The 19,363-nt window shown below is 68.8% G+C and carries 16 protein-coding genes and 1 pseudogene; 9 read left to right on the top strand and 8 right to left on the bottom strand.

What is annotated here, in order from left to right:
* Nucleotides 1-22 precede the first annotated feature (22 nt).
* The 3 genes from GO592_RS06125 (at nt 23) to GO592_RS06115 (ending at nt 2,158) form a co-directional block, all read left to right on the top strand.
* The gene (locus GO592_RS06125; protein ID WP_005254111.1) at nt 23-1,474 is read left to right on the top strand and encodes a purine-cytosine permease family protein; all 1,452 of its coding nucleotides are present in this window, start codon (nt 23-25) and stop codon (nt 1,472-1,474) included.
* Entirely contained in the window at nt 1,467-1,865 is a 399-nt protein-coding gene (locus GO592_RS06120) for a YybH family protein (RefSeq protein ID WP_007300519.1), read from the top strand. The genes GO592_RS06125 and GO592_RS06120 overlap by 8 nt, the downstream gene beginning before the upstream one ends.
* Nucleotides 1,866-2,005: 140 nt before the next feature.
* On the top strand, nt 2,006-2,158 hold the full coding sequence (locus tag GO592_RS06115; protein WP_007300518.1) for a hypothetical protein: 153 nt from the start codon (nt 2,006-2,008) through the stop codon (nt 2,156-2,158).
* A 9-nt stretch (nt 2,159-2,167) separates the two neighbouring features.
* On the opposite strand, the gene GO592_RS06110 is transcribed toward GO592_RS06115, so the two are convergent.
* The 5 genes from GO592_RS06110 to GO592_RS06090 form a co-directional block, all read right to left on the bottom strand.
* Nucleotides 2,168-3,529, bottom strand: coding sequence for a bifunctional lysylphosphatidylglycerol flippase/synthetase MprF (locus tag GO592_RS06110; RefSeq protein ID WP_007300517.1), 1,362 nt, complete (start codon nt 3,527-3,529; stop codon nt 2,168-2,170).
* A 97-nt stretch (nt 3,530-3,626) separates the two neighbouring features.
* Complete coding sequence (locus tag GO592_RS06105; RefSeq protein WP_007300516.1) at nt 3,627-3,965, bottom strand: 4Fe-4S dicluster domain-containing protein; 339 nt, start codon at nt 3,963-3,965, stop codon at nt 3,627-3,629.
* A complete protein-coding gene (locus GO592_RS06100; protein WP_007300515.1) occupies nt 3,962-5,557 on the bottom strand; it encodes an FAD-dependent oxidoreductase in 1,596 nt (531 codons plus the stop codon). Before GO592_RS06100 ends, GO592_RS06105 begins: the two co-directional genes overlap by 4 nt.
* Nucleotides 5,558-5,698: 141 nt before the next feature.
* The gene (locus tag GO592_RS06095; protein ID WP_005254105.1) at nt 5,699-6,127 is read right to left on the bottom strand and encodes a pyridoxamine 5'-phosphate oxidase family protein; all 429 of its coding nucleotides are present in this window, start codon (nt 6,125-6,127) and stop codon (nt 5,699-5,701) included.
* Nucleotide 6,128: 1 nt separating this feature from the next.
* Nucleotides 6,129-9,038, bottom strand: a complete 2,910-nt coding sequence (locus tag GO592_RS06090; protein ID WP_007300514.1) for an FAD-binding and (Fe-S)-binding domain-containing protein — start codon at nt 9,036-9,038, stop codon at nt 6,129-6,131.
* 57 nt (nt 9,039-9,095) lie between these two features.
* Between GO592_RS06090 and GO592_RS06085 the strand changes: the two genes are divergently transcribed.
* Nucleotides 9,096-9,845, top strand: coding sequence for a DUF998 domain-containing protein (locus GO592_RS06085; protein ID WP_039952801.1), 750 nt, complete (start codon nt 9,096-9,098; stop codon nt 9,843-9,845).
* Nucleotides 9,846-9,880: 35 nt separating this feature from the next.
* Complete coding sequence (locus GO592_RS06080; RefSeq protein ID WP_039952800.1) at nt 9,881-10,663, top strand: DUF427 domain-containing protein; 783 nt, start codon at nt 9,881-9,883, stop codon at nt 10,661-10,663.
* A gap of 2 nt (nt 10,664-10,665) precedes the next feature.
* Here GO592_RS06080 and GO592_RS06075 read toward each other — a convergent pair.
* Nucleotides 10,666-11,713 (bottom strand): annotated as a pseudogene (locus GO592_RS06075) (LLM class flavin-dependent oxidoreductase).
* Nucleotides 11,714-11,805: 92 nt separating this feature from the next.
* On the opposite strand from GO592_RS06075, the gene GO592_RS06070 reads away from it, so the two are divergent.
* Nucleotides 11,806-13,317, top strand: coding sequence for an ATP-dependent DNA ligase (locus tag GO592_RS06070; RefSeq protein WP_007300511.1), 1,512 nt, complete (start codon nt 11,806-11,808; stop codon nt 13,315-13,317).
* 87 nt (nt 13,318-13,404) lie between these two features.
* On the top strand, nt 13,405-13,881 hold the full coding sequence (locus tag GO592_RS06065) for a hypothetical protein (protein ID WP_007300510.1): 477 nt from the start codon (nt 13,405-13,407) through the stop codon (nt 13,879-13,881).
* A 6-nt stretch (nt 13,882-13,887) separates the two neighbouring features.
* Here GO592_RS06065 and GO592_RS06060 read toward each other — a convergent pair whose 3' ends face one another.
* A complete protein-coding gene (locus GO592_RS06060; protein WP_039952820.1) occupies nt 13,888-14,370 on the bottom strand; it encodes a VOC family protein in 483 nt (160 codons plus the stop codon).
* 97 nt (nt 14,371-14,467) lie between these two features.
* Between GO592_RS06060 and GO592_RS06055 the strand changes: the two genes are divergently transcribed.
* Nucleotides 14,468-15,196 (top strand): SDR family NAD(P)-dependent oxidoreductase, encoded by a 729-nt coding sequence (locus GO592_RS06055; RefSeq protein ID WP_007300508.1) that lies wholly within the window; start codon nt 14,468-14,470, stop codon nt 15,194-15,196.
* A 2-nt stretch (nt 15,197-15,198) separates the two neighbouring features.
* Here GO592_RS06055 and mddA read toward each other — a convergent pair whose 3' ends face one another.
* Nucleotides 15,199-15,981, bottom strand: coding sequence for a methanethiol S-methyltransferase (mddA, locus tag GO592_RS06050; protein ID WP_007300507.1), 783 nt, complete (start codon nt 15,979-15,981; stop codon nt 15,199-15,201).
* 135 nt (nt 15,982-16,116) lie between these two features.
* On the opposite strand from mddA, the gene GO592_RS06045 reads away from it, so the two are divergent.
* A complete protein-coding gene (locus tag GO592_RS06045; protein WP_039952819.1) occupies nt 16,117-19,329 on the top strand; it encodes a DEAD/DEAH box helicase in 3,213 nt (1,070 codons plus the stop codon).
* Nucleotides 19,330-19,363 lie beyond the last annotated feature (34 nt).

Raw genomic sequence — 19,363 nt, 5'->3', positions numbered from 1 at the left:
ACAGCACCTCCTAGGAGTTTCAGTGTCAGATCACTCCGGCGACACCGCCGCGACCCTCGGTGGCACCATCGAGACCCGCTCGATCGACTACGTCCCCGAGGACGAACGTCACGGGAAGGTCCGCGACCAGGGCCCCTTCTGGTTCGTCGGAAACTTCCAGCCGTTCACGGTGGCCATCGGCTTCGTCGGCCCCGCCCTCGGCCTGTCGTTGGGCTGGACGGTCGTCGCGGGCATTCTCGGCATCTTCTTCGGAACGTTGTTCATGGCGTTCCACGCGTCGCAGGGACCGGTGCTCGGGCTCCCGCAGATGGTGCAGTCCCGCGCGCAGTTCGGCTATCGCGGTGTCGTCCTCGCACTCATCGGGACGTTGTTCACGTACGTCGGGTTCAACGTCGTGGACGTCGTCATCATCAAGGCGGGTCTGCACAGCATCTTCGGGTGGAACGCGGCCGTCATCGCCGTGGTGATCACCGCGGTCGCGACGCTGCTCGCGATCTTCGGTCACGATCTCCTGCACCTGTCGTTCCGTGTGCTGTTCTGGCTGTCGCTGCCGCTGTGGGCCATCCTCACGTGGGGCGTCGTGTTCGGGCACGCCGGCGGCGACGCGGGCGCCGCGACGGGCGGGTTCACCTTGCTGGCGTTCATCGCCCAGTTCAGTGTCGCGGCCTCCTACAACATCACCTACGCGCCGTACGTGTCGGACTACTCGCGGTACCTGCCGCGCAACACGCGCACGTCGGCCATCGTGTCGGCCGTGTTCCTCGGCGCCTCGGCGTCGCCGGTCTGGCTGATCCCGGTGGGCGCGTGGATGGCCACCCGACTCGGAGCCACGGATGCGCTTGCAGGCATCCACGACGCCGGCAACTCGGTGGTTCCGTTCCTCGGCAGCGTGCTCGCCCTCGTCGCGACGCTTGTGCTGGTGGCGACCATGGGCCTGAACGCGTACAGCGGCATGCTGACCGTGATCACCGGCATCGACTCCTTCCGGAAGGTCACCCCGTCCCGCCGGATCCGGGTGGTGACCGTCCTTGCACTGGCGGCGGTCTGGCTGGTGCTGAGCCTGCTGTTCACCGATTCGACGACCGTCCTCAACACGACGCTGCTGATCATGCTGTACCTCCTCGTGCCGTGGACCGCCGTCAATCTCACCGACTTCTTCTTCGTGCGCCGCGGGCACTACGCCATCACCGACCTGTTCACGCCGGACGGCCTGTACGGAATGTGGTCGTGGCGGGGCATGACCGCCTTCTTCGCCGGCATCGTCGCGTCCGTGCCGTTCATGGTGCTGCCGTTCTACGTCGGACCGATCGCCGCGGCCCTCGGTGACGTCGACGTCGCGTTCGCGGTCGGACTCGCCGTGTCCGGGATCGTGTACTGGGTCTTGTCCCGGTCGCTGGACCTCGACACCGAGGAACGGTTCATCGAAGACAGCGAAGCCACACTGGCAGTCGAGGAGACCCCGGCTCATGGCTGACACGGCGACGCGAGCAGACGTCCAGCACGCGATCGACGCGCTGATCCGGGCATTCGGCGAGCACGACACGACGGCCTACTTCGCCTCGTTCAGCCCGGACGCGACGTTCGTCTTCTACACCCACCCGGTGCCGCTGCCTAGTCGCGAGGCCTACCGCGACCTGTGGGCCGAGTGGGAATCGGACGGGTTCCGCGTCCTGGCGTGCCGCTCCAGCGAGCAGAACGTCACGTTCCCGGCCCCGGATGTCGCGGTGCTGACGCATCGGGTCGGCACCACCGTGCGGGATTCGACGGGAACGGTCGAGCTCGACGAACGGGAGACGATCCTGTTCCGGCGTGGCGAAGGTTCGGGCTGGATCGCCGTCCACGAACACTTGTCTCCCCAGTCGTGAATCACAGCCTGATAGCTGACAGATAGCTGTCGCGACGTGGACCGCGTCACATCAGTACCCCGTCGAGTTGCGGAGGCAGACGCCCGACGGTGTACTGGTCAGTAAACCTGCCCGGCTCGGCCTATCGCGAAGGTGCACAGATGACGGACGAACGGCCCGGCAAGAATCAGACCCCACCGGACAAGACGACGCGACCGAAGCCGAAGGAGGCGACCCCGGACGTCTCAAAAACCGATCTCGCGGCCGTCGTCGATGCGCTCACCGCGACGAACGAGAAGAATTTCGACTTCTGACCTCGCGCCTCAGGCCCGCTCCCGATGCGGCACGAACTCGAACGTCATGCACGCGAACGCCACGGGCAGCAGGTAACGGAACCGCAGGAGGACGTATCGCCGGTTCCCCACGGAATGGAATTTGCCGAGGTAGCGATACAGCGACTCGAGCGAGATCAGCACGTCGCCGAGGTGCAGGACACGACGGAAGAGCCGGGCACCGGCGCCGGATGCGTCGGGGTCGAGGAGTTCGGGGAACGCCGCGAACGACAGCGAGACGTATCGCGCACCGGTCCGCTCGGCGTACCGGATGACGTCGACGGTCATGCGTTCGTCGGTGCCGTTCGGCGCGCCCTCGCCGCGCCACGGAACGTCGAGGCTCAGTTCGCGGGCGGAATCGGCGGTGCCGTAACGCTGGAACGCGACGGCGCGCCCGGTGCAGTCGCGGGCGACGACGAGAAGAACACCGGGGAGCGTGCCGTCCAGCAGGTGGTCGAGGATCATCGAGAACCCGCGGCGCTGATGTCCGGCGCGTGCGTCCTCGACGATGTCCGTCAACTCCCGCCGCGTCGGTTCGTCAAGCGCGGCTTCGGGAACGATCTCGGTGGTCAGCCCGGCGTTGTGGGTGCGCTGCACGGCCTGCCGGAGGTTGCGGAACTTTCTGCCGTGCAGGGTGAAGTGTCCGACGTCGATCACCACGTCGCGGCCGATCGGGACCGCCGTCAACGGCTTCCGGGTGTCGCCGCCGATCTCCCACAGCCGGGCGACGCGCTCCCCCGCGCCGAGCACCGCGACGCGCCAACCACGTTCGGCGGTGAACTCGGAGAACTCGTCGAGGAGGGCACCGAATTCGAACGCGTTGCCGATGGGATCGCCGGAGACGACCGCTATTCCGGACCGCGCCCGGTAGGCGATCGCCGCGGTGCCCGACGCGTTGAAGTAGTACGACTTCGCCGAATTGAGGGCGAACGGCGACAACGGGTCGTCCGTGGTCTGCTGGATCAGCGAGAACACACGGGCACGGTCCTCGGGCTGCGGCACACTGCGCACCGGCAGCATCAGGACGGGTCCGGTGGCCACGAGGAGGAGGAACCCGGGAGTCGAATGTGCGCTGGTGTACGCCACATCCGCTGCCGCTACGAACAGCACCGCGGCCGCCGAATGTGTCATGGTGACGGGCCGCCGCAGGTGCAGACCCCGGGCCACCAGCAGGACGGCGATTCCGGCCGCCACCATCCACGTGCGAACGGGCCCCGACCGCCCGGCCATCCACAGGAGCACGAGGCCGACCACGACGGTTGCGCCGACGAGCGCCATCCGCGCCGCGGGCGATTCGGGCCGGTACACCCGCAGCCCGGGCACGGTCATCGGTGTCGATTTCGAATTCTGCATCCGCACCCCTGCCCCAGGTGACGACTGTTCCGGTGCCTCCAATCTAGCGGCTCCGCCGCCTGTGAGTGGTCGACGAGTCTCTGGACTCGCTACGCACTCACGGGCGAAGCCTTGGCGGCGGTGCCCCGTGCGGCAGGGACGGCCCGACGGCCGTGAGTGAGCCTGCGGCGCGCCCCTTCCCCCAGCCGAGCTTCTCGCGGTACCGGCCGATGTGGTCCTCCGGGATGTTCTGCCCGTCGACGAGAGGCGTGGACTGCGGATCCACGTAGAGCGCGTCGACCGGGCAGTACGCCTCGCACATGAAGCACGTCTGGCAGTCCGATTGCCGCGCGATCACGGGGATCCCGGTGTCGGTGCGGTCGAACACGTTGGTGGGGCACGCGTCGACGCACTTGTCGCAGCCGATGCACGCCTCGGCCAGCAGTACCTCGATCACGAGGCCACCCGCAACAGCCCGCTGCGTGCCGCACCGGTCGCGGTCCAGACGTCGTCCAGCCCACCAGTGAGTACGTGGTGGTGCTGCGCGGGGTCGAGGTCCGGGTAGTCCGCGCGCTTGCTCATTCCACGGGTTTCCGTCCGCGCGAGCGTCGAGTGGTACATCCACCGCCCCACCGCGGTGATCGCCGCGGCCTGACGGGCCCGGACACGGTCGTCGCCGGAGTCGCCGCCGAGCCCCAGCGACAACGCCGTCCACAACGACTCCAGCTCGTCGAGCGCACCCTGCACCCGCACACCGTCCCGCAGGTAGTTCTTCTCGTACGGGATGAGTTCCGCCTGCGCGGCCGCGACGACGGCGGATGCCTCCAGCCCCAACCGCTGCGTGGGCCGCAGACCGGCCCGCCCGGCGGGACGCAGTCCGCCGGCCCGGACCCGACGTTCGGTTCGCGCGAACCTCGCGGCCCCCGTGCCCGCCCAGCTGCCGGACGACATCGCCCACGCCGAGTTGTGGCTGCCGCCGCCGGTGAAGCCGCCGCAGATGCGTTCGCGGGTCGCGGCGTCGCCCGCCGCGAACAGGCCGGGGACGGACGTCGCGCAGGTGTCGTCGACCACGTCGATGCCGCCGGTTCCGCGCACCGTCCCCTCGGCGAGCATGCTGACCTCGAAGCGGTCGGTGAACGGGTTGATGCCGCGACGGTCGAATTGCAGGAAGAAGTTGGGCTGGCCGAGCCGCATCTTGCGTTGCACGTCGTCGTCGGCGCGGTCGAGTTGGGCGAACACCGGCTCGGACAGCAGCGTTTTCGCGATCACCGAACGCCCCTTGGTGGAGCCGGCGCCCTCGAGGACGCGCCCGTCGGCGTGGAAGAACGTGGCGTAGCCGTAGTAGGCGGTCTTGGTGATGGTGGAGTTGGCGGGGACGATCGCGTACGCGTTGGAGAACTCCATGCCGGAGAACGTCGCACCCACCTCGGCGGCCATCAGCGCGCCGTCGCCGGTGTCGACATTCGTGCCCAGGGCGCGGGACAGGAACGCGCAGCCGCCGCTCGCGATCACGACGGCGCCCGCGGTGATCCGGTAGTCGCGGTCGTCGTGGCGCTGGTAACCCGCCGCGCCGCGCACCTGACCGTCGGCGTCGACGAGCAGTTCGAGGGCCGGCGAGTGGTCGAGAATCCGGACGCCCGCCTTCTTCACCCACGCCCGCATCCGCCGCATGTATTCGGGCCCTTGGAGTCCGGTGCGGATCTGCCTGCCGGTGTCGGGGTCGACGGGGAACGGGTACCGGCCTTCTTCGGCGAGGAGATTCATGTTCGCGTACGTCTGGTCGAGGACGCGGTCCATCCAGTGGTGGTCGGCGAGATGGCCGCCGAGCGCTTCACGGCTGGCCTTGGCCTTCGCCCGTGCGGACGGGTCGGGGTCGACGTACCAGACGCCGGTGCCCGAAGGCGCGGTGGCGCCGCTGGTTCCGCAATACCCCTTGTCGACGAGGACGACGTCCGCGCCGGATTGCCGTGCGCGCAGCGCCGCCCACGTTCCGGCGGGGCCGCCGCCGATGACGAGGACGTCGGTGCTCAGGTCGAGAAGTTCGGTCATGAAGGGCGCTCCTGTCGAGGCGGAACAACTGCCCTTCAACGCTTCCGCACATCGGCCCTCGCCGCCATCGTCAGAATCAGCGTGAGCTGAACGCCCGTGCGCCTTTCTGGTTGTCCCAGCTACCACAAAGGCGCACGGGCGCTACGCGCCCTTGCCGTAGTCGACGCTCAGCCAGTGCTCCGGTCGCATGCGGATGACGATGGCGCTGTCGTCGTACGCCTGCTCGACGAAACTGTCGACCTCCTCGGCGGGGAGGTAGCGGGTGGCGAGTTCGCGGACTACGTCGGCGGTGGGTGATTCGTCGAACTCCACCGGACCTTCGACGCTGACGTACCGGTAGGGCGGCTTCTCGTCCTGGGCGACGAGGCTGAAGCGGCCGGCAGCGCGGATCAGCCGCTCCTTCAGCGACCCGCGTCCGGTCCAGACGTACACGTGGCCGCCGGGTTCGTAGCCGTACCAGATGGGCACGGCGAGCGGTGCCCGTCCGTCGCGGTCGACGGCGATCACCCCCACGTGCACGTCGGCGAGGAACTTCTCGCGCTGTTCACTGGTCATCGACAACTGCGACATGTCAGTCTCCGCTCTGGTGTTCGGTTTTCGACGGTGGTGCGGGGTCGAGCAGCTGGGCGAGGTGTTGCGACGATCGGGTCGGGTCGAGTTGCCGCACCTGCATGTGGCAGCTGAATCCGTCGGTCAGCACGACTGCGTCTTCGGGACTGTCGCGCAGTGCGGGGGCGAGTGCCTGTTCCGCCACCTGCATGCTGAGGTCGTAGTGGTCGGCCTCGAACCCGAAGTTTCCTGCGACGCCGCAGCATCCGGTGGCCTCGCGCACACGCTCCACCCCGATCGCTTGCAGCGCCTTCCGCTGACCGGCCGCACCGAACACGGCGTATTCGTGGCAGTGGGTCTGCACGGTGACGTCCTCGGGCAGCGCCGCGCTCGGGGTCCAGCCCGCCTGTGCGCGCTCGAGGACCGCGCCGGCGAAGCTCTGCACGCGGGCGGCGACGCGGCGGGCGGCGTCGGAGTGGACGAGTTCGGGCAAGTCCTTGCGGAACGCGGCGGCGCAACTCGGTTCGAGAACGACGATCGGACGGTCGGTGCCGTCGTCGAGGAGTTCGGCCGCCTTGGCGAGCGTCTTTTTCGCTTGCTTCAGCTGTCCGGTGGAGATCCAGGTGAGCCCGCAGCACACGTCGCTGCGGCACTGCGAGCTGAGGCCCGCCTCGGCGAGTACCCGCGACGCGGCGCCGACCACCTCGGGGCGGAATCCGCGGGTGAACGTGTCGGCGAGCACCACGACGTCCGCGGTGCCGTTCTGCGACGTCTCCCCGACCTCGCGTCGAATCTGCTTGCGGGACGCGAACTCCGGCATCGACCGGTGCGGGGTGAGACCACCCAGCTTGGCCGCGACCTTCGCCAGCCGGCCCGCGGTGAGCCGATTCACCACGGGGGCGGAGCGTTCGGCGATCTTCAGCCACACCGGCAGCCAGCCGAGGGAGTAGTGCGACAGCGGACGCACCCGGCCGCGGTAGTGGTGGTCGAGGAATTCGGACTTGTACGTGGCCATGTCGACGCCCACCGGGCAGTCGGTGGAACAGGCCTTGCAGGACAGGCAGAGGTCGAGGGATTCCTTGACGTCCTCGGAGCGCCATCCGTCGGCGACGGTCGGCGAGTTGCGGACCATTTCCTGCAGGGCGCGGGCGCGGCCGCGGGTGGAGTCCTTCTCGTCGCCGGTCGCGCGGAAGCTGGGGCACATCACCCCGCCGGTCGACGCGCGGCAGCGGCCCACTCCGATGCAGCCCTGGACGGCGTGGACGAACGGTGCGACGGGGACGTCGCTGGTGGGGGTGAGGTCGAATGTGGTCTGCCACGCCCGCGGGTTCACACCGTCGAGGGAGAGGCTGCCCAGCAGCGGTTCGGGGTCGACGATGCTGCCCGGGTTCAGGACGGCGGTCGGATCCCAGAGCCGTTTGAACGTCGCGAACGCCGCCATCATGGTGGGGGTGTACATGATCGGCAGCAGCGCCGACCGCGCGCGACCGTCGCCGTGCTCGCCCGACATCGATCCGCCGAACCGCACGCACAGTTCGGCGGCGCGGTGGATGAACCGCGACATCACGTCCCGGCCCTCCTCGGTGCGCTGGTCGAAGTTGATGCGGATGTGCATGCAGCCGGCGCCGAAGTGCCCGTACATCACGCCGGTGAGACCGAATTCGGCGAGCAGGGCCTTGATGTCGACGAGGTAGTCGGCGAGCTGGTCGGGTGCGACGGCGGAATCCTCCCAGCCCGTCCAGGATTCGCCGCCCTCGACGAGCCGGGCCGACAGTCCGGCGCCGTCCTCGCGCACCCGCCACAGCGACGCGCGTTCCGCCGGGTCCCCGACCACCCGCGAGTCGACGAGCCGCCCGGCCGCCCGCAGCTTCGAGACCAGTTCGGCCCCGCGCACTTTCACCTCGGCGAGATCCTCGCCGTCGAGGTCGACGTACAGCCAGGCCTCGCCGTCGGGCAGCCCGACCACGGAGTCGGCGCCGCGCAGGTGCCGCATGGTGTCGACGATCGCCGAGTCGATGCCCTCGATCGCGGCGGGTGAGTATTCGAGGATCAGCGCGTTGTCGCGGGCGGCGTCCACCAGGTCGCGGTATCCGAGGCACAGCAGCATCGCCGCGGGCGGCACCGGCACCAGCGCGACGGTCGCGGCCACGATCACCGCGCACGTCCCCTCGCTTCCCACCAGGGCTCGGGCCACGTCGAAGCCGTTCTCGGGCAACAGGTTCGCCAGGTGGAATCCCGACACCTGCCGTGGGATGCGGCCCAGCTCGAGCCGGAAGTCGCCGAGATGCTGCTGCGTCAGCGCGTCGAGTCCGGCGGCGATCCGCCCGGCCTCGCTCGCCGCGGCCGCGTCGTCCGGGTCGGTGGCCCGCAGCCCGTCGCGGGTTGCGGTCAGCCGGTGCCCGTCCGCCGTCACGAGATCGAGTGCGACGACGTGATCGGACGTGCGTCCGTACCGCACCGAGTGGTTGCCGCAGGCGTCGTTGCCGATCGCACCGCCGACGGTCGCGCGGGACTTGCTGGACGGGTCGGGCGCGAAGGTGAACGCGCCGTCCGTCGCCAGTTGCACGTCTTTCTGCAGGTCCGTGAGGACGATGCCGGGTTCGACGACGGCCGTTCGGGCGGACGCGTCGACGGCCCGCACCTGATTCATGTGCCGGGAGAAGTCGAGTACCACTCCCCTGCCGATCGCGTTGCCTGCGAGTGACGTGCCGCCGCCGCGGCTGGTGATGGGGATGCCGCGGTCGGTGCAGGCCCGGACGATCGCCACCACGTCGTCGGCGCTACGCGGAAACGCCACCGCCAGCGGCGGCACCCGGTAATTGGAGGCGTCGAAGGAGTATTCGGCGCGCCGCCGCGATCCGATGTCGAGGTCGATGCCCAGCTCGGCGAGCTCGGCATGCAGGTCGGCCGCGGGACGTGTCAGCTCAGCCACGCGTCGATCTGTCCCGTCTCTTCGGAGTCAGCTACCGGAATTCTCGTCAGCGCGGCCATGGCTACATGGTCGAGCCGCTCCCGAAGATTGTCAACAATCCACTCGGTGAGCCGGGTACGGTTCGGAGGGGTGAGCGTCGTGCGAACGCCGTCACCCGCCCAGCGACTGTTGGCTGTGCGGGTCGGAGCCACGGCCTGGGTACTCATCGCCGTGTATTTCCTCGCAGAGGTCGTGACCGCGCGCGCCTGGCCGCGGTCGTACGAGGTGCGAACCAACTCGGTCAGCAATCTGGGTGTCACGGGCTGCGACGGCTCCGCGGCCCAGGCCGCGGCCGCCCGGCTCTGCTCACCGCTGCACACAGTGATCAACAGCGCTTTCGTGCTGACCGGGGTGCTCATTCTCGCGGGAGCGGTGGGCCTTCGCGAGTTCCTGCCACCGGGACGCCTGCGCCGGGCAGCGTTGACGTTGCTCGCACTGGCCTCCGTCAGTGCGGCCCTGACGGGAGTCGTTCCGATCGATGTGGACGCTCACCTGCACCAACTGGTCGCGACCCCGACGTTCGTCGCGCGCAACGCCGCGATGATCGTCATCGCGATCGCACTCCACCGGCGATGGCGCATCTTCGCGCTCTGGACCGGTCTGTGCTGCATCGTCGGGGTCGTCGGGATGGCGGCGATCCTCCTCCCCGGCGCGCCGTTCGGCATCACCGAACGCCTGGCCCTCTATCCGTTCACGGTGTGGGTCGTGACCGCCGGTGTCGCGGCGCTCCGCACCCGTGCGTGGTTAACGAGTCCAGAGCCTCCTTAACCCCGCACGGGGCGCCGAAGGCGCACCATGGAGTGATGTCCACAGCTCTCACGCATGCCGCCGCTACCCAGCAGTTCGCGGAGAACGGCCGCATCTCGATCGAACCCAATCACAAGCGCATCCGGGTGTTCTTCGGCGGCCAGGTGGTCGCCGACACCGCCCGTTCGGTGTACCTGTTCGAGAAGGGGCACCTGCCCGTCTACTACATTCCCCGCGACGACGTGAACTTCGACCTCCTCGAGCCCGTCGACGCCACCACGACCTGCCCGTGGAAGGGCAAGGCCCGGTACTGGGATCTCGTCGTCGGCGACCGTCGCGCCGAGCAATCCGTGTGGGGATACGACGCCAAACTCGAGGACTCCCTCGACCTCAGCCCGTACGTCGCGTTCTACTGGCACAGGATGGACGCCTGGTATGAGGAGGATCAGCAGGTGTTCGTCCACGCACGCGATCCGTATGTCCGCGTCGACGTGCTGCCGTCGTCCCGGCACGTCGAGGTGTTCGTCGGTGACACGCTCGTGGCCGACACCGTCCGCCCGCGACTGCTGTTCGAGACGTCGCTGCCGGTGCGCTACTACATTCCCCGCATCGACGTGCGGCCCGAGTTCTTCACCGCCTCCGACACCAGGACGTCCTGCCCGTACAAGGGGACGGCGTCGTATCTGTCGTTCACCGGGGCGGACGGCTCCGACCCCGTCGAGGACGCCGCATGGTTCTACCCGTTCACCACCGCGGAGGCGTCGGGCATTGACGACCACGTGTCGTTCTACCCCGACCGCGTGCGGATCGTCGTGGACGGCACCGAGGTGGAGAACTGATGTCAGTCCCGAGGAGGCAGCGGGGGTAGTTCCAGATTGTCCCGGAACGTGTCGCCCACGTAGTCGTTGCCGACGATTCCGCGACGCCGCAGTTCGGGCAGCAGACCGTTGACGACGAAGTCCCGGGTTCGTTCCTCGGCGAGCCCGCCGAGGGAGATGACGTCGAGGACACCGGCGTCGTAGCGTTCCTGGACGGCGTCGGCGAGTTGTTCGGGTGTTCCCGCGACCGCCCAGTGGCCAGTGTCCTTGGACGCGATGATCAGCTCGCGCAGGGTCCGCCCGGACGCGGCGAGCCGGCTGAAGATTTCGACCCGTCCGCGGCGGCGGTTCACCGACCGGACGTCGGGCAGGACGTCGACCGGGATCGGCTTGTCGAGCGGCAGCCCGGACAGGTCGACGTCGCCACCGAGCATTCTTCCAGCCGGATCCGGCCGGCGTCGAGGTCCGTTGCCTCCTCCTGTTCCCGGACCAACCTGCGCACTTCCGCCTCGGACGCGCCGTAGGTGGGTGGAAGGAGCTCATGATCAGCGGCAGCCCGTCGGCGCGGCCCAGTTCGGTGGCCCGCGCCCGGATGCTCTTGGTGTAGGTGATGGCGTCCTCGAGGGTGGGCAGCGACGTGAACACGACCTCCGCGAATCGGGCCCCGAGTTCCACGCCGGCGGCGGATTGGCCCGACTGGAACTGCACGGGACGACGCTGCGGCAGCGGCGGGATGTTCAACGGGCCCTTCACCGTGAAGTACGTGCCCGCGTGGTCGATCGGCCGCACTCGATCGGCGTCGAGCGTGGTTCCCCCGGCACCGTCGGACGTCAGTGCCCCGGGTTGCCAGCTGTCGAACAGCGCGTTCCTGCGCGCCGATCGCGCCCTGCGCCCCGAAACTGAGGAGGTCGGCGGCGAACAGCGCGTCGAACTTGTTGGCCTCGGCGATCTTCGCGGCTCGATCGACGACGCGACGGTCGACTGCTGCGGATCGATGGCGGCGGCATAGGTGCTCACGGCGCCGCTGACTCCCGTGACCGTTTTCAGCGGCCGGCGACGTGGGGTGCTCATCGTCGAAGCCTAGGAACGACGGCCGGGTCGGCCCAGTGTTTCGATCAGGCGGATTCTGACCGCCCACGGGACGTTCCGGTTACCGTCGGGGTGTGCTGTTCTCGCAGATCGTCGCGACGTCCCGGGACGTGGGGGCCACCCGGTCGCGCAAGGTGAAGGTCGGGGCGCTGCGTGAGGTCCTCACCCAACTGGAGCCGGCCGAGGTGGAACCGGTGGTGGCGTGGCTGTCCGGGGAGCTTCGGCAGGGCCGGATCGGGATCGGCTGGCGGACGATCGCCGACATCCCCGCCACCCCGGCCGACGTGCCGTCCGTGACGGTGTCGGAACTCGACGGGACTGTCGCCGCCGTCGCCGGGATCTCCGGCTCCGGATCCGCCGCTCGTCGACGCGAACTGCTCGCGGACCTCTTCGCCCGCACCACCGCCGACGAGCGGGACTTCCTGCTGCGGCTGCTCACCGGCGACCTGCGTCAGGGCGCGCTGGAGGGGGTGATGACCGACGCGATCGCGGCGGCCGCCGACCTTCCCGTCGAACCGGTGCGCCGGGCGTTCATGCTGTCGGGACGGCTGCCGGCGACCGCGGTCGCGGCGTTCGACGGCGGCGTGGACGCCCTCACCGCGTTCCGGCTGGAGGTGGGCCGACCGGTCCGGCCCATGCTCGCGTCCCCCGCGGAATCACTCACCTCCGCGTGGACCGAACTCGGCGGCGACGTCAGCGTCGAATACAAACTCGACGGTGCACGGATCCAGGTGCACCGCAACGGCGACGAGGTGCGCATCTTCACCCGCACCCTGCGCGAGATCACCGGCAGCGTGCCGGAACTCGTCGAACTCGTCGCCGGCCTGCCGTGCACGTCGGCGGTGTTCGACGGGGAGACGCTGGCACTCACCGACAGCGGCCGGCCCCGACCGTTCCAGGAGACGATGAGCCGCTTCGGCGCCGAGTCCGCCCGCGACCTGCTGCTGCACCCCTACTTCTTCGACTGCCTGCACCTCGACGGCGTCGATCTTCTCGACGCGCCGTTGGAGGAGCGGCTGGACGCGCTGGAACGCGTTGCCCCACAACACCGCATCCCCGGGCTGATCCGCCCCGACAGCGACGGCGCCGCCACCCATTTCGACGACGCCCTTGCCGCCGGCCACGAAGGTGTGATGGTCAAATCGCTCGCCGCGCCGTATGCGGCGGGACGACGCGGCCGCGCCTGGCAGAAGGTGAAACCGGAGCACACACTCGATTTGGTGGTGCTCGGCGCCGAATGGGGTTACGGGCGGCGCACCGGCTACCTGTCCAACCTGCACCTCGGTGCGCGCGACCCGGACGGCGGCGAACCGATCATGGTGGGCAAGACGTTCAAGGGCCTCACCGACGCGCTACTGCAGTGGCAGACGGACGAATTCCCGCGCCACGAACGCAGCCGCGACGACCACACCGTGTATCTGCAGCCCGACCTCGTCGTGGAGATCGAACTCGACGGCGTCCAGGTCAGCACGCGCTATCCCGGCGGGCTCGCGCTGCGATTCGCGCGGGTCCTGCGCTACCGCCCCGACAAGACCGCCGCCGACGCCGACACCATCGACGCCGTGCGGGCCCTGCTGCCCGGCTGACGGCGCTCGCTCGACCTGCGTGGCGAGCGTGTGCGCGGTAACCTCCCCGGCACAGATAAGGACGCCGTGCTGTGAGGGGGTCGACTGGTGAACTTCGTTTTCCGTTTCGTGCCGTCCCCCGTCGAGCGCACTGTCCGGAAAGTGGCCACTGCAGCCGAGGGACCGGTCCGCGTCGCCGTGTGCGCCGTGACCGTGCCGATCGAGGTCGCGAAGACCTCGTTCCACATCCTCCGGCTCACCGAGGAACTGCTCGAGGAGGTCGTGTTCCTGCTGCGGACGATGCGGCCGGTGGTCGAGGCGGTGAGCACCACCCAGCAGTCCGACAATTTCGACACGGTGTTCCGGACGCTCGAACAGATCCAGCAGTCGGCCGACGCGATCGCCCGCACCCCGATCGGGGTCGTCCGGAGCGTGTTCGCGCCGGCCCGTCCGTCGCCCGAGCAGATCGACTATCACCCCACGATCATCGACGCCGAGCCGCCGAAGCCGTCCGGCGTGGCGGTCCGGATCGCGTCCGTCACCGTGACGGCGCCGAGCATCACGTTCGGCAGGCCGAATCGCTGATCCGGGTTACCGCCCGGGAAAGAAGTCCGCGCTCTGCACGTAGTCCATTGCGGCGGTGAACGTCGGGTCGCTCATGCGCCTGGTCATCTCGGCTTCGTCGACGTCCTCGATGTGGGTCTGGACCCACCAGAGATTGCCGAACGGGTCGCGGACGCGGCCCACGAGGTCGCCCCAGAACAGGTGTGTCGCCTTCGTCACCAGCGTGCCGCCGGCGGCGACGGCCCGCGCGAGCACCGCCTCCGCGTCCTCGACGTACAGGCGGAGGAACCCGGGCGTCGGCGGCCAGTCGGGTCGCGCGTCGAACATCATCACGACGGCGTTCCCGATCCTCACCTCGGCGTGCCCGATGGTGCCGTCTTCGCTCACCATCCGTCCGAGTTCCTCGCCGTCGAACGCCGCCTTCACGTAGTCGATGAGTGCAGCGGTGTCGCGGGAGATGATCCACGGCGTGACGGTGGTGTAGCCCTCGGGAATCGGATCGACGGTCATGCGGTCCTCCTGCGTCGGCGAATCGGTTTCTCTCACACCGTAGAACCGATAGCGGTCAGCTTTGGTCCGCATTTGATCGCCCGGATACGCTCGTAGCGTGTCCGAACACATCCTCGTCACCGGTGGATCCCGCGGCATCGGCGCAGCGGTGGTGCGCCTCGCCGTCCACCGCGGCTATCAGGTGACGTTCACGTTCCAGAACGACGACGAGGCCGCCGCGCAACTCGTCCACCACTGCGGTGTCCGCGCCACCGCCGTGCGGGCGGACGTCCGCGACGCGGATGAGGCCGTCGCCGTCGTCGATGCGGCCGACCAACGCGGTCAGCTGGTCGCGTTGGTCAACAACGCGGGGACCACCGGCCCACTCGGCACGTTCCTCACCACCCCGGACGAGGTGATGCGGGAGGTGTTCGACGTCAACGTCTTCGGGGCGATGGCCTCCGCCCGCGCGGCGGCCGAGCACTGGATCCGGCAGGGACGCCCCGGCGTCATCGTCAATCTCAGTTCGATCGCGGCCCGCACCGGCGCGCCGGGCGAATATGTCGGTTACGCGGCCTCCAAGGCTGCCGTGGACAGTTTCACGGTGGGACTCGGGCGGGAACTGGCGAGCGCGAACATCCGCGTCGTCGGCGTCGCTCCCGGTACGACGGACACCGACATCCACGCCGCTGCCGGCGATCCGGAACGACCCGGGCGAGTGGCCGGGAAGGTGCCACTCGGCCGGGTCGCGGAGCCCGAGGAGATCGCCGAAGCGGTGTTGTGGGCGCTGTCGCACCAGGCGTCCTACGTCACCGCCACGACCATCGACGTCGCCGGGGGTCTGTGACGCTACCGCCCTCGCGAGCCGACCCTCGGGACGAGCATCGGCACCCGCGAGCGGTAGGTGCGGTAGTCGTCGCCGAACGTGTCGACCAGGTCGTGCTCCTCGAAGCGCACCGCCACCAGGATGAAGCCGGTGGTCCCGACGGCGAACAGCAGCCGGCCCCAGGTCATCGTCGGTGCCACCCAGAACGCGATGATGAAACCGGCATACAGCGGGTGCCGAATCACCCGGTACAGCACAGGTGTCCGAAAGTGACTGGGCAGAGCCGACTTTCCACTCTGGTTCCGCAGCACCTGGCGCAGCCCGAACAGGTCGAAGTGGTCGATGGCGAACGTCGCCGCCAGCACGAGGGCCCACCCGCCGAGCGACACGACGTAGATCACGACGCGGACCCAGTCGGTTTCCACGTCCCAGATCTGCTCGGGTAGCGGACGCCATTGCCACATCAGCAGCGCCAGCGCGGCCGTGGCGAACAGGACGTAGGTCGAGCGCTCCATCGGTTGCGGGACGATCCTGGTCCAGTGTTTCTTGAACCAGGGCCTGGCCATCACCGAATGCTGCATGGCGAAAACCGTCAGCAGCGCCACGTCGATGACCACGGCGAAAGCTACGGGGGCGTCGGGACCATCGTTGATCGTGTGGGGCACCACCAGCCCCTCGACCCATCCGATCGCGTACAGGAACACGATCAGGAACGTCGCGTAGACGACCATTCCGTACACGGTGATCAGTGTTCGGGCGACACCACCTGTGCGGTGCGCCTGGGGTGATTCGACCATCTCGGCCATGCTGTTCTCTCCGATCGCTGGGATTCCCCCGACGCTCCGAAGTCTCCGATCGGGCGCGGTGCGGAACAAGGAACCCTGGGGTGGGAGTCACCGCACCCCGGCGACCGTGTCGGATCGGTTGACTACTCTGTGGCCATGCTTCCCGGGGAATTGCGCGACATCGACGTGGCGTCGATCAAGGCGGTCCTCGGCACCACCACGTACACCCGCGGCGAGCAGTACGCCCGCGACAACGCGGTGATCCAGATGTCGTGGGATCCGGCGGCCAAGGAGCTGTGGGGCGAGGTCGCGGGCACGGCGAGGGAGCCGTACTCCACGTCGGCGTTCATCGTCTCCAGCATTGGCCGCACCGTGTACCGGTACGGGATCTGCACGTGTCCGGTCGGGATGAACTGCAAGCACGTCGCCGCCCTGCTGATCACCGCGATGAAACAGGCGAGGTCCCAGGCGCAGGCGGCGGTCGCGCCCACCTGGGAACGCTCGCTCGGTTCCCTGCTCACCGCCGATCCCTTCGGCGACTCCGGCGGGCGTTCGCCGCTTGCCATCCAGTTCCGGGTCCAGGCGTCGGCCGCCGACGCGGCACCCCAGTTGCTGGTGCGGCCCGTCCAGCCGGGCAGCAAGGGCTGGATCGTCGGCGGGTTGGCGTGGAACAAGCTGGGCAGCCAGTTCCAGCATCCGGCCGAGCAGATCCGGGTGCTGCACGAGATCCATCTGCTGTCCGTCGGGGGTCTGACGTACCGCCGCCAGAATCACACCGATCTCGACCTCGGCGTCTTCCCCAGCCGCCAGCTGTGGTCGCTGCTCGACGAGGCGACCCGGGTCGGCGTGGAGCTCATCCACTCCTCCAAGCGTTTGGGCGCACTCGCCCCCTACCGCTCGGCCGAGGTCTGCCTCGACGCCACCCGCGACGACGCCACCGGCGCTCTCGTCGTACGGCCGGTGGTCCGCGTCGACGGCGAACCCGTCGACGCAGTGACCGTCGGCTTCATCGGAGTCCGGGCCCACGGCCTGTTCTACGTCGACGCGGACGACCGCATACACCTCGCGCGCCTCGACTCCGTCGTACCCGGCCCCTTGCAGGATCTGGTGCGCCGCCGCACGCCCATCGAGGTGCCCGCCGCCGAAGAGCCCCGTTTCCTGGCGGACTTCCTGCCGAAGCTGCGCAACCTGGCCACCGTGATCTCCTCCGACGGCTCGTTCGTCCCACCCGCGATCTCCGAGCCCACTCTGGTGATGCGGGCGTCGTATCACCCCGACCACGAGGTCGCCGTCGACTGGGAATGGCTGTACACCGTCGGGGGCGACGAGCACCGTGCGCCGCTGTCGGCCAGGACCCCCGGCGACGAGTACCGGGACGACACCCGCGAACGCGCACTGCTCGACGAACTCGACATCGCCTGGGACAGATACGGGTTGGGGTCGACCGGTCCCGAAGCGACGGCGTTGCGCGGACTCGACACGATGCGGTTCACCACCGAGGTCCTGCCCCTGCTCCACGGCAAGTCCGATGTGTCGATCGACGTTTCGGGCGAACCTGCCGACTACTGGGAGGCCGGCGACTCCCTGGCCATCGGGGTGTCCGTCACCGCATCCGAGGGCGGCACCGACTGGTTCGACCTCGGCGTCACCCTCACGGTGGAGGGCCGGGACGTACCGTTCGACCAGGTCTTCTCGGCGCTGGCCGCGGGGAAGACCGAGTTGCTGCTGCCCGACGGCGCCTACTTCTCCCTCGACAAGCCCGAACTCCACACGCTGCGGAAGCTGATCGACGAGGCGCGCGCCCTCCGCGACCGCGCGGACGGGACGTTGCGGCTGAGCCGTTTCCAGGCGAGCCTGTGGGACGAGTTCGCCGCGCTCGGCACCGTCGAACGTCAGGCGACGCAGTGGCGGCAGCAGGTGGACGGCCTGATGTCGCCGACCACCATCGGGCCCGCAGAAGCCCCGAGCACGCTCGACGCCCAGCTGCGCCCGTATCAGCTGGAGGGGTTCCGCTGGCTGGCCTTCCTGTGGGAGCACGAACTGGGGGGCATCCTCGCCGACGACATGGGGCTCGGCAAGACGCTGCAGGCGCTGGCGTTGATCTGCCATGCGCGGCAGTCGAATCCGGCCGCGCCGCCGTTCCTCATCATCGCCCCGACCAGTGTCGTGTCGAACTGGGAGTCCGAATCGGCCCGCTTCGCCCCGGACGCGAGTGTCGTCGCGATCTCCGACACCCGATCCCGCAGGCGCGTTCCCTTCGACGAACTGATCGAGGGCGCCGACATCGTCGTCACGTCGTACACCCTGTTCCGCTTGGAGTTCGAGGCCTATGCGGAGTCCGCGTGGTCGGGGTTGATCCTCGACGAGGCGCAGTTCACCAAGAACCATCAGTCCAAGATCTACCAGTGCGTCCGCCGACTGGAGACTCCGTTCAAGCTGGCGATCACCGGCACACCAATGGAGAACAACCTGATGGAGCTGTGGTCGCTGCTGTCGATCACCGCCCCGGGACTGTTCCCGAATCCGGCCCGGTTCACCGACTACTACCGCAAGCCGATCGAGAAGCAGGGCGACACCGAACTTCTGGCGCAGCTGCGCCGCCGCATAAAGCCGCTGATGCTGCGCCGCACCAAAGAGCAAGTGGTGAAGGATCTTCCGCCCAAGCAGGAGCAGGTGCTCGACGTCGAACTGCACCCGCGGCACCGCAAGGTCTACGACACCCACCTGCAGCGTGAGCGGCAGAAGATCCTCGGCCTGCTCGCCGACGTCGACAAGAACCGCTTCACGATCCTGCAGTCGCTGACCCTGCTGCGGCAGCTGAGCCTCGACGCCGGACTGGTGGACGCCGAATATCACGACGTCCCGTCCGCGAAGGTGGACGCCCTGCTCGAGCAGCTCTCGGACGTCGTCGCGGGCGGTCACCGGGCGCTGGTGTTCAGCCAGTTCACCGGGTTCCTTGGCAAGATCCGCGACCGGCTCGCGGACGCCGGGATCGCGCACAGCTACCTCGACGGCAGCACCCGTCGTCGCGGGGACGTGCTCCGCGAGTTCAAGGAGGGCGCCGCCCCGGTGTTCCTGATCAGCCTCAAGGCCGGCGGCTTCGGGTTGAACCTCACGGAGGCCGATTACTGCTTCATCCTCGACCCGTGGTGGAACCCGGCAACGGAGGCGCAGGCCGTGGACCGGGCGCATCGCATCGGGCAGACGCGGAACGTGATGGTCTATCGGCTGATCGCGAAGGACACGATCGAAGACAAGGTGATGGCGCTGAAGGCGAAGAAGTCGGCGCTGTTCGCGAGCGTGATGGACGCCGACTCCCTGCTCAGCTCCAGTCTGGACGCCGACGACCTTCGCGGGTTGTTCGAGTGACCTCGCGGGCGACACGGGTTCCGGGGCTCCGTCG

Origin of the sequence: Rhodococcus sp. 21391, assembly GCF_016772255.1 — a bacterium.
GTDB classification, from domain to species: Bacteria; Actinomycetota; Actinomycetes; order Mycobacteriales; family Mycobacteriaceae; genus Rhodococcus_F; species Rhodococcus_F opacus.
Note: the sequence above shows the minus strand (reverse complement) of the source record. Positions and strands in the feature narration are given on the sequence as shown.